Annotated in this window: 14 protein-coding genes; 6 read left to right on the forward strand and 8 right to left on the reverse strand. The window is 71.0% G+C overall.

The window, feature by feature from the left end; all coding sequences use genetic code 11:
* Position 1: 1 nt before the first annotated feature.
* Positions 2-946 (forward strand): pseudouridine synthase, encoded by a 945-nt coding sequence (locus tag ACIQD6_RS17955; protein WP_401883567.1) that lies wholly within the window; start codon positions 2-4, stop codon positions 944-946.
* A 91-nt stretch (positions 947-1,037) separates the two neighbouring features.
* On the opposite strand, the gene ACIQD6_RS17960 is transcribed toward ACIQD6_RS17955, so the two are convergent.
* From ACIQD6_RS17960 to ACIQD6_RS17970, 3 genes are all read right to left on the reverse strand, one after another.
* Entirely contained in the window at positions 1,038-1,667 is a 630-nt protein-coding gene (locus ACIQD6_RS17960) for an MBL fold metallo-hydrolase (protein ID WP_401883569.1), read from the reverse strand.
* Positions 1,667-2,752, reverse strand: coding sequence for an S-(hydroxymethyl)mycothiol dehydrogenase (locus tag ACIQD6_RS17965; RefSeq protein ID WP_401883571.1), 1,086 nt, complete (start codon positions 2,750-2,752; stop codon positions 1,667-1,669). Before ACIQD6_RS17965 ends, ACIQD6_RS17960 begins: the two co-directional genes overlap by 1 nt.
* 150 nt (positions 2,753-2,902) lie before the next feature.
* Entirely contained in the window at positions 2,903-3,604 is a 702-nt protein-coding gene (locus ACIQD6_RS17970; protein WP_401883573.1) for a FadR/GntR family transcriptional regulator, read from the reverse strand.
* Positions 3,605-3,782: 178 nt separating this feature from the next.
* Here ACIQD6_RS17970 and ACIQD6_RS17975 point away from each other — a divergent pair, with 178 nt between their 5' ends.
* Entirely contained in the window at positions 3,783-4,292 is a 510-nt protein-coding gene (locus ACIQD6_RS17975) for a gluconokinase (RefSeq protein WP_401883574.1), read from the forward strand.
* 19 nt (positions 4,293-4,311) lie between these two features.
* Positions 4,312-5,709, forward strand: coding sequence for a gluconate:H+ symporter (locus ACIQD6_RS17980; RefSeq protein ID WP_401883576.1), 1,398 nt, complete (start codon positions 4,312-4,314; stop codon positions 5,707-5,709).
* A gap of 47 nt (positions 5,710-5,756) precedes the next feature.
* Here ACIQD6_RS17980 and ACIQD6_RS17985 read toward each other — a convergent pair whose 3' ends face one another.
* From ACIQD6_RS17985 to ACIQD6_RS18005, 5 genes are all read right to left on the reverse strand, one after another.
* On the reverse strand, positions 5,757-6,443 hold the full coding sequence (locus ACIQD6_RS17985; RefSeq protein ID WP_401883577.1) for a cytochrome b/b6 domain-containing protein: 687 nt from the start codon (positions 6,441-6,443) through the stop codon (positions 5,757-5,759).
* Positions 6,385-7,050, reverse strand: coding sequence for a molybdopterin-dependent oxidoreductase (locus tag ACIQD6_RS17990; protein WP_401883802.1), 666 nt, complete (start codon positions 7,048-7,050; stop codon positions 6,385-6,387). The genes ACIQD6_RS17985 and ACIQD6_RS17990 overlap by 59 nt, the downstream gene beginning before the upstream one ends.
* Positions 7,051-7,249: 199 nt before the next feature.
* Positions 7,250-8,926, reverse strand: coding sequence for an APC family permease (locus tag ACIQD6_RS17995; RefSeq protein WP_401883579.1), 1,677 nt, complete (start codon positions 8,924-8,926; stop codon positions 7,250-7,252).
* Between the two features lie 97 nt (positions 8,927-9,023).
* Complete coding sequence (locus ACIQD6_RS18000) at positions 9,024-9,983, reverse strand: hypothetical protein (protein ID WP_401883581.1); 960 nt, start codon at positions 9,981-9,983, stop codon at positions 9,024-9,026.
* Between the two features lie 165 nt (positions 9,984-10,148).
* Positions 10,149-11,804 carry an FAD-binding dehydrogenase gene (locus ACIQD6_RS18005; protein WP_401883582.1) on the reverse strand — a complete coding sequence of 552 codons (1,656 nt, stop codon included), beginning with the start codon at positions 11,802-11,804 and terminating at the stop codon, positions 10,149-10,151.
* Positions 11,805-11,979: 175 nt separating this feature from the next.
* Between ACIQD6_RS18005 and ACIQD6_RS18010 the strand changes: the two genes are divergently transcribed.
* Genes ACIQD6_RS18010 through ACIQD6_RS18020 form a run of 3 tightly spaced genes read left to right on the forward strand, consistent with a single transcriptional unit; the run spans position 11,980 to position 13,302 of the window.
* Positions 11,980-12,501, forward strand: coding sequence for an NUDIX domain-containing protein (locus ACIQD6_RS18010; RefSeq protein WP_401883584.1), 522 nt, complete (start codon positions 11,980-11,982; stop codon positions 12,499-12,501).
* A gap of 43 nt (positions 12,502-12,544) precedes the next feature.
* Entirely contained in the window at positions 12,545-12,916 is a 372-nt protein-coding gene (locus ACIQD6_RS18015) for a YidH family protein (protein WP_401883804.1), read from the forward strand.
* Positions 12,916-13,302, forward strand: coding sequence for a DUF202 domain-containing protein (locus ACIQD6_RS18020; protein WP_401883586.1), 387 nt, complete (start codon positions 12,916-12,918; stop codon positions 13,300-13,302). The genes ACIQD6_RS18015 and ACIQD6_RS18020 overlap by 1 nt, the downstream gene beginning before the upstream one ends.
* Positions 13,303-13,394: the final 92 nt, after the last annotated feature.

Genomic DNA, 13,394 nt, shown 5'->3' on the forward strand with positions numbered 1-13,394 from the left:
CGTGGCACGCAGACACCGGACCCCGCCGCCCCCGCCCCTCCCCCAGCGCGGCGGGATCGATCCGGTGCGCCTGCGGCTGCCGGAGGATCCCGGTCATGTGTGGCCGACCGTGCGGGATCATCTGATCGCGCGCTTCGGGGAGGCCATCGGGGCCGGGCGGGTCGACGCGATGCTCCGGGAGGGGCGGTTCGTCGGGGTGGACGGGGTCGTCGGGGGCGCCGAGCCGTATACGGCCGGGCGGTACGTGTGGTTCCACCGGGACTTCGCCGCCGAGGCGCGGGTGCCCTTCGAGGTCGGGATCGTCCACCGGGACGAGCGGATCGTCGTCGCGGACAAGCCGCATTTCCTGGCCACCACACCGCGCGGGCGACATGTCACCGAGACGGCGCTGGCGCGGCTGCGCCGGGATCTGGGGCTGACCGAACTGCAGCCCGCGCACCGGCTCGACCGGCTGACGGCGGGGCTCGCGCTCTTCGTCGTACGGGCCGGGGACCGGGGGGCGTACCAGACGTTGTTCCGGGACCGGCGGGTGCGCAAGGAGTACGAGGCGGTGGCGCCGTACGACCCCTCGGTGACGCTGCCCGTCACGGTGCGCAGCCGGATCGAGAAGGAGCGCGGTGTGCTGGCCGCCCGGGAGGTGCCGGGCGAGCCGAACAGTGAGAGCCGGATCGAACTGCTGGAGCACCGGGGTGGGTTCGGCCGCTACCGGCTGCTGCCGGCCACCGGCCGAACCCATCAGTTGCGGGTGCATATGAACAGCCTGGGGCTGCCGCTCGTCGGTGACCCCGTCTATCCCGTCGTCCTGGACGAGGCGCCCGACGACTACACCCGGCCGCTGGAACTCCTCGCGAAGATCCTGGAGTTCACCGATCCTCTGACGGGCGAGCCGCACCGCTTCGAGAGCCGGCTCCGGCTGTGCCCCGGCGCCTCTCAGTGGCCTCGCTGAATTTCAGTTTGCCCGCCGCGTTCTCAGTGCCCGCCGCGTTCTCAGTGCCCGCCGCGTTCTCAGTGCCCGCCGCGTTCTCAGTGGCCGCCTCTCAGTGGCCGCGCTGAATCCACTCCTCCAGTCGCGGTGCCTCCGCGCCGATCGTGGTCGAGTCGCCGTGTCCCGTACGGACCACCGTCTCCGGCGGCAGGCCGAGCAGCCGGTCGCGGATCGAGTCGATGATCGTGGGGAAGTCCGAGAACGACCGGCCGGTGGCGCCGGGGCCGCCCTGGAAGAGCGTGTCGCCGGTGAAGACCGTCGACAGCTCGGGGGCGTACAGACACACCGCGCCCGGCGCGTGCCCCGGCGTGTGGAGCACGGTGAGCGTGATGCCGGCGACGGTGAGGGTGTCGCCGTCGGTCAGGTCCTCGTCCGGGACGTGCCCGGGGAAGGTCTGCTTCCACAGCGGCAGGTCGTCCGGGTGCAGCAGGACGGGCGCGCCGGTGGCGGCGGCGAGGGCCGGGGCCGCGTCGATGTGGTCGTCGTGGGCGTGCGTGCAGACGATGGCGCGCACCGTACGGCCGTTCAGTACGGCCTCGATGGCCGCCGGGTCGTGGGCGGCGTCGATGACGATCGCCTCGGAGTCGTCACCGACGATCCAGACGTTGTTGTCGACCTCCCAGGTGCCGCCGTCGAGCGAGAAGGTGCCGGAGGTGACCAGATGGTCGATACGGGCGGTCATCACAGCACCACCACCGAGCGCAGGACGTCGCCGTCGTGCATCCGGGCGAAGGCCTTCTCCACATCGCCGAGGCCGACGGTCTCGGTGACGAAGGCACCGAGGTCGATACGGCCCTGCTGGTGGAGGTCGACGAGCATCGGGAAGTCACGGGACGGCAGACAGTCGCCGTACCACGAGGACTTGAGCGAACCACCCCGGCCGAAGACGTCGAGCAGCGGCAGTTCGAGCTTCATCTCGGGGGTGGGGACGCCGACCAGGACGACGGTCCCGGCCAGGTCACGGGCGTAGAAGGCCTGCTTGTACGTCTCCGGGCGGCCCACCGCCTCGATGACGACGTCCGCGCCGAAGCCTCCGGTCAGCTCGCGGATCGCCTCGACGGCGTCGGCGGAGCGGGAGTTGACGGTGTGGGTGGCGCCCATCGACTTCGCCGTCTCCAGCTTGCGGTCGTCGATGTCCACGGCGATGATCCGGGCCGCGCCCGCGAGACGCGCGCCGACGATCGCCGCGTCACCGACGCCACCGCAGCCGATGACGGCGACGGAGTCACCGCGGCCGACCTGGCCGGTGTTGATCGCGGCGCCGATGCCCGCCATCACGCCGCAGCCGAGCAGTCCCGCCACGGCCGGCGAGACACTCGGGTCGACCTTGGTGCACTGACCGGCCGCGACCAGGGTCTTCTCGGCGAAGGCACCGATGCCGAGCGCCGGGGAGAGCTCCGTGCCGTCGGTCAGTGTCATCTTCTGGCGGGCGTTGTGCGTGTCGAAGCAGTACTGGGGGCGGCCGCGCAGACAGGCACGGCAGGTCCCGCACACCGCACGCCAGTTGAGGACGACGAAGTCGCCGGGGGCGACCTCCGTGACACCGTCGCCCACCGACTCCACCACGCCCGCGGCCTCGTGGCCGAGGAGGAAGGGGAAGTCGTCGTTGATCCCGCCCTGCTTGTAGTGCAGATCGGTGTGGCAGACGCCGCACGTCCGCACCTTCACCACGGCCTCGCCGGGGCCCGGGTCGGGTACGACGACGGTCTCCACCCGTACCGGCTCGTTCTTGCCGGGGGCGATGACCCCTTGCACCTGCTGCGCCATGCCTGGACCTGCCTTTCCTCGCACGCGGAACGCTCAAGACCTTCGAAACACCCGAACGATTCGTTCTTCCCCCACTATCCCGCGCGGAGCGGTGTGCTGACGCATCGGCGCTCGCCGGGAGACGGGCGAAGAAGACGAAGGAGCGGCCGGTCAGGGGGCCAGTACGTCCAGTTCCTGGAGGGCGCCGACCGCGATCTCCCGGGTGAGTTCCTCCGCGCGGGCCGCGTCGCCCTCGCGGACGGCCTCGGCGACCCCCACATGCAGGGTCACGGCGGCCGGGTCCGGGTCGTCGAACATCACCTGGTGGTGCGTGCGGCCGGTGAGGACCTCCGCGACCACATCGCCGAGCCGGGCGAACATCTCGTTGCCCGACGCGTTCAGCACCACCCGGTGGAAGGCGACGTCATGGACCAGGTACTCCTCCAGCCGCCGGCCTCGCGAGGTGGCGACCATCCCGAGCGCCCGCTCGGTCAGGGCGGCGCACTGCTCGGGCGTGGCGTGCCGGGCGGCGAGTCCCGCCGCGACCGGTTCGACCGCCGAGCGCAGCACGGTCAGTGAGCGCAGCTGGCGGGGCCGGTCGGCGCCGGCCAGGCGCCAGCGGATGACCTGCGGATCGTAGACGTTCCACTCCTCGGTGGGGCGTACGGTCACGCCCACCCGGCGCCGGGACGCCACGAGATGCATCGATTCGAGGACCCGGACGACCTCGCGGACGACGGTGCGCGAGACATCGAAGCGCTGGGCCACCTCGTCGGTGCGCACCACACTGCCCGCGGGGTACTCACCCGCGGTGATGGCGAGGCCGAGAGCGTCCAGCACACGGGTATGCAAGCCCCGGCCTTCTGTGGTCATGGCGCAAGCCTACGGCGCCATGGCACCGCAATAAAGTACTACGTTTACATCACACCCTCTTGAATACGTCGTACCTAATGCGTTTCAGTTACGCGACGGACCCATGTCCGCGGACCGATGTCCGCAGACAGATGTCGAGAAGACACGGACCGATGTCGAGGAAGACAGCGAGGCACCAATGAGCACCCCCCACGTCGTCGTGGTGATGGGCGTGGCAGGCACCGGCAAGACCACGGTCGGCCCCCTGCTCGCCGCCGCACTGGGCGTTCCGTACGCCGAGGGCGACGATTTCCACCCGCCGGAGAACATCGCCAAGATGTCCGCCGGCACTCCGCTGCAGGACGCGGACCGGTGGCCCTGGCTGGACGCGATCGGCGTCTGGGCACACGGCCGGGCGGGGCTCGGTGGCGTGGTCAGCAGTTCCGCGCTCAAGCGCTCCTACCGCGACCGGCTGCGGGCGGCCGCCCCCGACGCGCTCTTCCTCCACCTCAGCGGCGACCGGCCGCTCATCGAGCGGCGGATGTCGGAGCGCCAGGGGCACTTCATGCCCACCGCGCTGCTCGACTCCCAGTTCGCCGCCCTGGAGGAGCTGGGGGCCGACGAGGCGGGCGTCGCCGTGGATGTGTCCGGTTCCCCCGAGGACATCGCCGAACGGGCCGTCGCCGCGCTGCGCCGGTTCGACAGCTGAAGCAAGTAAAGGAAGTCCCGTGAGCAGTCTCAGCGTCGAGACGCTGGCAGCGGATGCCGTCGAGCCGATCACCTCGGCGGGCAACGCGCAGTTGGGCATAGCCGTCCTCGCCGGTATAGCCGTCATCGTTCTCCTCATCACCACCTTCAAACTGCACGCCTTCCTGGCGTTGACCATCGGCTCGCTGGCGCTGGGCGCCTTCGCGGGCGCCCCGCTGGACAAGGTGATCACCAGTTTCACCGCCGGTCTCGGCTCCACGGTCGCGGGCGTGGGGGTACTGATCGCGCTCGGCGCGATCCTCGGCAAGCTGCTGGCCGACTCCGGCGGCGCCGACCAGATCGTCGACACGATCCTCGCCAAGGCGAGCGGGCGTGCCATGCCCTGGGCGATGGTCCTCATCGCCTCGGTCATCGGGCTGCCGCTCTTCTTCGAGGTCGGCATCGTGCTGCTGATCCCGGTCGTGCTGCTGGTCGCCAAGCGCGGCAACTACTCGCTGATGCGGATCGGCGTTCCGGCGCTGGCCGGGCTCTCCGTGATGCACGGCCTGATCCCGCCGCACCCCGGGCCGCTGGTCGCGATCGACTCCGTCGGCGCCAACCTCGGCGTCACACTGGCGCTGGGTGTCGTGGTCGCCATCCCGACCGTGATCATCGCGGGGCCGCTCTTCTCCAAGTACGCCGCCCGCTGGGTGGACATCCCGGCGCCCGAGACGATGGTGCCGCAGCGCACCTCGGACGATCTGAAGAAGCGTCCGAGCTTCGGCGCGACCGTCGCCACCGTGCTGCTGCCGGTCGTCATGATGCTGGGCAAGGCGCTCGTGGACATCGTCGTGGACGATCCCACGAACACCGTCCAGCGGGTCGCGGACGTCGTCGGCTCCCCGCTGATCGCGCTGCTCGCCGCCGTACTGGTGGGCCTGTTCACGCTGGGGCGCGCGGCCGGATTCGCCAAGGACCGGCTCTCCTCGACGGTCGAGAAGTCGCTCGCCCCGATCGCGGGCGTGCTGATGATCGTCGGAGCGGGCGGCGGCTTCAAGCAGACGCTGGTCGACTCCGGGGTGGGCCAGATGATCCTGGACATCTCCAAGGACTGGTCGATCCCGGCTCTGCTGCTGGCCTGGCTGATCGCGGTCGCGATCCGGCTGGCCACCGGTTCGGCGACCGTGGCGACGATCTCGGCGGCCGGCCTCGCGGCGCCGCTCGCGGCGGACATGTCGACGGCGCACGCCGCGCTGCTGGTGCTGGCGATCGGAGCGGGCTCGGTCTTCTTCAGCCATGTGAACGACGCGGGATTCTGGCTGGTGAAGGAGTACTTCGGGATGAGCGTCGGCCAGACGCTGAAGACCTGGTCGGTGATGGAGACCATCATCTCGGTGGTCGGCCTCGGCTTCGTGCTGCTGCTCTCGCTGGTGTTGTAGACGCGTAGGCTCTGTTGGCTCTTGGCTCTTGATAAGGGCGGGGCGGGTCACTCCTCTTTCCAGTGCGGGTGTTCCCGCTCCGCCCATCCGCGTTCCACCGAGCCGGTGCGCATACCGCGCCGCGCCTGCGGGTCCCCGTAGGCCATCCCGATGTGCCCAGCGAGCACCACGCCGATGGCCAGGGCCAGCCAGTCATGGACAAAGGTGGCGCTCGTACGCCACCGGACCGGGGCGAGTCCCGTGAACCACATGAGCAGTCCGGTCCCCAGCATCACCAGCACGGCGCCCGCGATCCAGGCCGCGTAGAGCTTCTGCCCCGCGTTGAACTTCCCGGCCGGCCGGGAGCCGGGGCGGGCATCGCGCCGCCGTACCGCCCGCAGCCACTCCTTGTCGTACGGCGCGAACCGGTTCAGCCGGCGCAGATCGGCACGGAACGCGCGGGAGCCGAGGCCGAGCAGGACGGGCACCGGCAGCAGCAGCCCGGACCACTCGTGGACGGTGACGACGAGATAGCGGCGGCCGACGAGTTCGGCGAGCGGGGGCAGGTACAGACAGGCCGCGGTCGCCACGCACAGCAGCATCAGGGCGCCGGTGGTGCGGTGCACCCACCGCTCGGCGCGGCTGAAGCGTCTCCGGGCCCGTCCCGCGGACGCACCGGGTCCGGCGGTGCCGGGCTCAGACGGTGGGGGTGTCGTCGCGGCCGTTGGACCGGCCGACCCAGGCGTCGACGTCATAGCCGCGCTCCTCCCAGTAGCCGGGCCTGACGTCGGAGGTGACGGAGATCCCGGAGAGCCATTTCGCCGACTTGTAGAAGTACATCGGCGCCACATAGAGCCGGACCGGGCCGCCGTGCGCGTGCCCGATCGGCTTGCCCTGCATGGTGAGGGCGACCATCACATCGGCGCGGCGGGCCTGCTGGAGCGTGAGGCTCTCGCTGTACATGCCGTCGAAGCAGGTGAAGCGGACCGCCTTGGCGCCGGGCCGTACCCCGGCCGCGTCGAGGAGCCGGGAGAGCCGTACGCCTTCGAAGGGCGTGTGCGGGACGCGCCAGCCGGTCACGCACTGCACGTCGCGGACGATCCGGGTGCGCGGCAGCTTCCGCAGTGCGTCGAGGGTGTACGTGCCGGGCCGGTCGACCAGGCCGTCGACCGTCAGCCGGTAGGTGTCCGGTCCTTTACGGGGTACGGAGGCCGCGACCGAGTAGTAGCGGAAGCCGCCGCCGTTGGGCAGCAGTCCGGTCAGGCCGGTCGGGTCCTTGTCGGCGACCGAGCCCAGGAACGCTTCGAGACCGCGCTGGAGATAGGGCGCCGTGACAAGTCCCGCGGCGCCCAGGCCGAGCATGGAGAGCACCAGGCGCCGCCCTACGGGCGGGCCCTCGGGCTCACTCTGTTGAGGATTCACTCACCGAGGAGAACACCCGCGGCCCGCGGAATCCAGCGACCTCGGGAATCCGTCAGACTTTCGTCGGATTCGGGTCAGGGCCCGGTCAGCGGGCTCCGGCTTTCTGTGCCTCGGCCGCTTTCTCCGCCTCAGCCGCCTTCTAGGCCGCTCTCTCGGACCCTCTCTCGGGCTCGGCCGCCTTCTCGGACTCGGCCGCCTTCTCCAGCTGGAAGGCCTCGTTGCCGAGTCCGACGCGGGCGTGCACCTCGGGCCTGGCGAAGCGCAGCACCAGTCCGTACAGCGTCCCGCCGGCCAGTGCGAGGCCGATGATCCCGGGCAGGAGGCGGCTCAGGAGCGAGCCGGGGCCCGTACCGACCAGGACGTCGAAGTCCTTGACGGTCCAGACGGCGATCCCCGTCAGCGCGAGGCCCGCCAGCCCGGCGGCGACCAGGCGCGGGGCCTGCGAGCGCGCCGCCCCGCGCCGTACGAAGAAGACGATGACGGCGAGGCACGCCATGGCCATCAGCACGGTGACGCCGAGCGCGCCGACGTTGACCGTCCAGGTGAAGAGGCGCAGTACCGGCACGGTCGGGTCGCCGGCCGGCTTGTCGTCGGTCAGGGCGAAGGCGAGGACGGCCGCGGCGGAGACCACGCTCTGGAGCAGTGAGCCGGTGGCCGGGGCGGCGGCGGAATCGTTCGCACGGCCGAAGGCCGCGGGCAGGAGCCGCTCGCGGCCCAGGGCGAAGGCGTAGCGGGCGACGACGTTGTGGAGGCTGAGCAGCCCGGCGAACACGCTGGTGAGGAAGAGGACGTGCAGGACATCGGTGAAGGCCGTCCCGAGCCGGGCTTCGGTGAGGGTGAAGAGCAGCGTCGGCCCGTCCTCGCGGGCGGCGCCGACGAGGCCGGAGGAGCCTGCGGCGACGGTCATCGCCCAGGAGCTGAGGGCGAGGAAGACGGCGACGGATCCCACGGCGAGGAACATGGTGCGGGAGACGACGATCTGCGGGCGGCTGGTCTCCTCGGCGTAGACCGGTGCCTGCTCGAAGCCGGTGAAGGCCGCGACGCAGAAGCACAGCGCGGCGCCGATACCGGCGCCGGCCAGGGTGTCGGGGTGGAAGGCGGGTAAGGGGAGCCCGCCCCCGGCCGGGTCGCCCACGGTGGCGACGTCGAAGGTGAGCACCAGGACGACCTCGACGACCAGCAGGACGCCGAGCACCTTGGTGTTCAGTCCGGTCTTCAGCGAGCCGAGCGCGCCGATGACGACGACGGCGGCGAACGCCGGTATCCACCAGGCGAGTTCGGTGTCGAAGCAGGCGGCGAGGAGTCCGGAGACGTGGAACCCGAAGATGCCGTAGACACCGATCTGCAGGGCGCTGTACGAGACCAGGGCCACGAGTGAGGCGCCGACTCCGGCGGTCGGGCCGAGGCCGCGGGCGATGTACGCGTAGAAGGCGCCGGCGTTGTGGACATGGCGGCTCATCTCCGCGTACCCGACGCTGAAGAGGACCAGGACGGCGCCCACGAGGACGAAGAGCAGCGGCCGGCCGACGACGCCCGTCACCGCGAAGGCGGTCGGCATGACTCCGGCGACGGCCAGGAGGGGCGCGCCGGCGGCGAGTACGGACAGCAGCAGGCCCGCCGTGCCGAGACGGTCCGCGCGCAGCGCCCGCTCCTGCCCCTTGAAGGTGCTGACCCCGCTCGTCGCCGAGGCACTCGTACGTGAGTTGCCCGGTCTTGAGCTGCCCGGTCTTGAGCTGCCCGGTCTTGAGCTGCTCGCTCTTGAGCTGCTCGCTCTTGAACTGCTCGCTCTTGAACTGCTCCGTCTGCCCGTTGGCATGATGACAGGGGGGTCCTTTCGGTTGAGGGGTGCGGAGAGTCCGGGCAGTGCGGGGTGCGGGCGTACGAGTCGTGCGGTGCTGTTCAGGCGGCGCCGTTCAAGCGGCGCCGAACGCGGCGTCACGCGCGGCGCGGAAAGCGGCGTGGGGTTCCCGGTCCGGGTACGACCAGGGAGCCCTGGTGCTGTGCGGGCCGATACGCAGGAACAGCGCGCCCGCCTCGGCGAGCCGCCCGTCGTGGAACTGGGCGTGAGCCAGGAAGTTGAGGTCGACGCGGTGCCGCGGATGCTCCTCGCTCTCCCACTCCAGCCACCAGTCGAACGCGCCCCTGAGCACCTGCCGGGCGCGTCGGCCCGTCCAGTGGCCGGAGGCGGCCGGGTCGGCGGGCTCGCGCCCGGACGCGGCCAGGACGCGGTAGCGCTCGGCGTGGGCCACCACGGGGAGGATCGCGAGCGGTGAGTCCACGGGCGCCTGTTCGGCGGCCCAGGCGGCGAAGTCGTAGACCTCGTGGAGCGGGTACTGGCTCGGGTCGGACTTCCGTTCCGCGAGCCGCGCCGCCATCAGGTGGTGCGCGTGGTGATGGTCCGGGTGGCGGGTCCTGACCTCGTCGAAGAGCCGCGCGGTCTCTTCGTCCGTACCGAGCGTACGGGCGAGGAGCAGCAGGGCGAGCCAGGGTGTGGGGTCGGCGGGCGCCCGCCGGATCGCGTCACGGCAGGCTTCCCGCGCGTGCTGTTCACGTTCTTCGCCGCGCAGCGCGCCGATGACGGTGGCGCAGCCGAGGAGAGTGGCGGCGTCGGAGCTCTCGGGTTCGGCGAGCAGCCAGTCCCGGGCCCAGACGAGGGCGCCGGCCGCCTGGGCGAGGACGACCGTACGGTGGCCTCGCCGGTCCCAGTCGTCGCCTGTTCCGGCGAGCAGGTTTCGCGTCTCGGGCCAACGCCCTTTGGCCAACTGGTCTCTCGCCACGACGAGTTCGGCGTCGCCGAGGGCCGGATCGAAGAAGTGGCCGGAGCGCGGGCCCCGTCTTCGTGAGCGGCCCAGGGGCGGCGGAGGCGGGGACATCCGCGGGTTCCTCCAGGGCACATATGTGGGCGATGATCGCGGACAGCAAATCGGTAGGCAAGGCCTCACGTCAAGGTCTTCTCGGGACAAAGCGCGGCCAACTACCGGGCGGGGTACCGGGATTGACCCGTTGTCGCCCCGGCCCCCTCGGTCCCGGCCGGACCGTTACCCGACCGCCTTCGCCGCCGCCCTGCCCGCCGTACGCCCCGAGAAGATGCAGCCGCCCAGGAACGTGCCTTCCAGGGCGCGGTAGCCGTGGACCCCGCCGCCGCCGAATCCGGCCGCCTCGCCCGCCGCGTAGACGCCGGGCAGCGGGTCGCCCGCCTCGGTCAGTACCCGTGAGGACAGGTCGGTCTCCAGGCCGCCGAGGGACTTACGGGTCAGGATGTTCAGCCGTACGGCGATCAGCGGCCCCGCCGCGGGGTCGAGGATCCGGTGCGGGGCAGCCGTACGGATCAACTTGTCGCCCAGGTACTTCCGCGCTCCCCGGATCGCTGTGACCTGGAGGTCCTTGGTGAAGGGGTTGGCGATCTCCCGGTCGCGCGCGGCGATTTCGCGGTGCAGCGCGGCCTCCTCGATCAGCGGCTCGTCGGTGAGTGCGTTCATCCCGCGGACGAGCGCGCTCAGGTCCTTCTCGACGACGAAGTCGACGCCCTGGTCCATGAACGCCCTCACCGGCCCCGGCACGTCGGCGCGCGCCCGTCCGATGACGTCGCGGACCGACTTCCCGGTCAGGTCGGGGTTCTGCTCGGAACCGGAGAGCGCGAACTCCTTGCCGATGATGCGCTGGTCGAGGACGAACCAGGTGTACTCGTGGCCGGAGCGCATGATGTGCTCCAGCGTGCCGAGCGTGTCGAAACCGGGGAAGAGCGGAACGGGCAGCCGGCGGCCCCGCGCGTCCAGCCAGAGCGAGGACGGGCCGGGCAGGATGCGGATGCCGTGCTTGCCCCAGATGGGGTTCCAGTTCTCGATGCCCTCGGTGTAGTGCCACATCCGGTCCCGGTTGATGTGGTGGGCACCCACCGCCTCCGTGATGCCGATCATCAGGCCGTCGACGTGCGCGGGCACCCCGGAGAGCATCGTGCGCGGCGGAGTGCCGAGCCGCGCGGGCCACTGGGCACGGACCAGATCGTGATTGCCTCCGATACCGCCCGAGGTGACGATCACCGCCTGGGCCTTCAGTTCGAAGGCCCCCGTGACCGTACGGCTGCTCGCGGTGCCGCGTGCCGCGCCGCTCGGCTCCAGGGTCTCGCCGGTCACGGTGTCCACGACCCCCGCCGAGGTGCCGAGACCCGTGACACGGTGCCGGAATTTGAGGGTCACCCGGCCCTTGGCGACGCCTTCGCGCACCCGCCGCTCGAACGGCTCGACCACACCGGGCCCGGTGCCCCAGGTGATGTGGAAGCGCGGCACGGAATTGCCGTGTCCGTTCGCGTCGTACCCACCGCGCTCCGCCCAGCCGACCACCGGGAAGAACCGCATGCCCTGCCGGTGCAGCCAGCTTCTCTTCTCGCCGGCCGCGAAGTCGACGTACGCCTCGGCCCACTTGCGCGGCCAGTGGTCCTCGGGGCGGTCGAAGGCCGCCGTGCCCATCCAGTCCTGGAGAGCCAGCGCGTGGCTGTCCTTGATCCGCAGCCGGCGCTGCTCGGGCGAGTCCACGAAGAACAGTCCGCCGAAGGACCAGTGCGCCTGCCCGCCTGCCGACTGCTCCGGCTCCTGGTCGAGGACGATGACGGAACGGCCCGCGTCGACCAGTTCGGCAGTGGCGACCAGGCCCGCGAGGCCGGCCCCGATCACGATCACATCAGCGTCGTACGCCATGGTTTCCATCCTTCGCGGGGAGATTCCGTCCGGAGGATTGCGTCCGGGGGAGATTCTCGGGCTCTCGGGGGCTTGGGCTCTCGGGGCTCGGGCTCTCGCGGCCTCGGGGAGGGCCGGGCGAGTGGTCCGATCTTCCGTACGCGCGAGTAACGAGTCAACTGATTGGATGGCCGATATGAGCACTGCTGACGAGATCCTGGACATCGTCGACGAGAACGACCACGTCACCGGGCAGGCCCCGCGCGGCGAGATCTACGCCAAGGGCCTGCGTCATCGCAGTGTCTTCGTCCTGGCCCGGGACGCGGACGACCGGGTCTTCGTCCACCGCAGGACCCCCGTGAAACTTGTCTTCCCGTCGCTGTACGACATGTTCGTGGGCGGTGTCGTCGGCGCGGGCGAGAGCTACGACGAAGCGGCGCTGCGGGAGGCCGAGGAGGAGCTGGGGGTGTCGGGGCTGCCGAGGCCCGTACCGCTGTTCCCGTTCCAGTACACGTCCGAAAACGGCGCGTACCGCTCGTGGTCGTACGTGTACGAGGTCCGCTGCACGCTGCCGGTGAGCCCCCAGGTGGAGGAGGTCGCCTGGCACGACTTCCTCCCGGAGGAGGAGCTGGAGCGGCGGCTGGGGACTTGGCAGTGGGCTCCGGACGGGCTCGCTGCGTACGAACGGCTCAAAGCGTTCCGTACCGGCCGCGCGTAGGGTGCGGTGCGTGATCGACTTTGTACGGGGCTCTGCGCGGAGCATGCGGCTGTGGTTCTCGCCCCAGCGCATCGGCGAGGAGGGCGAGACCCCCGACTACCGCTTCTCCCTCGCCAACGAGCGCACGTTCCTGGCCTGGATCCGTACGGCGCTCGCGCTGGTCGGCGGCGGTTTCGCGGTCGACCAGTTCCTGCCGGACCTGCGCTGGGGAGTACGGGTCGGGCTCGCGGCCGCGTTGCTCGCGGCCGGCGCGCTGTGCGCCCTGCGGGCGGTCAACCACTGGGTGCGCTGCGAGCGGGCGATGCGGCGCAAGGAGGATCTGCCCGTGACCCGGTTCCCGACGCTGCTGAGTCTGGCGGTGGGGGTGGTTGCCGTGGTGATGCTGGTGATCGTGGTGCTGGGCCGGGCGGGCTGATGACCGAGGGCGCGGGCCTCGGTCACGGTGACCGAGGCGGCGACGGTGGCGGTGACGGTTCGGGGCCGGAGTCCGGACGGGATCCGGAACGGGATCCGGGGCTTCAGCCCGAGCGGACGCGGCTCGCCTGGCGCCGTACGACACTCGCCTGCACGGTCGCGGCGGTGCTCGCGGCCCGGCAGGCGATCCACAACGGCGGTACGGCGACCGGTCTGACCGGCACCGCGCTGATCGCCCTGGTCTGGCTGGGCTTTCTGGGCGTGGCACACCGGCGCGTACTCACGCTGGAGGCCGCCAGGCCGCAGCGCCTCACGGAGCGTGCGGCGCTCACCGCCACGGCCTGCACCGTGCTGCTCGCCGTGATCGCGGTGACCGTGATGGTGTGACCGTGATGGTGCGATCGTCATGGCGTGACCGTGATCGCACTGACCGTAATGGTGTCAGTGTGATCGTGTCGGTGTGAGTGTGCCGGAGAAGC

Source organism: Streptomyces sp. NPDC088400, from assembly GCF_044753355.1.
Classification (GTDB): domain Bacteria; phylum Actinomycetota; class Actinomycetes; order Streptomycetales; family Streptomycetaceae; genus Streptomyces.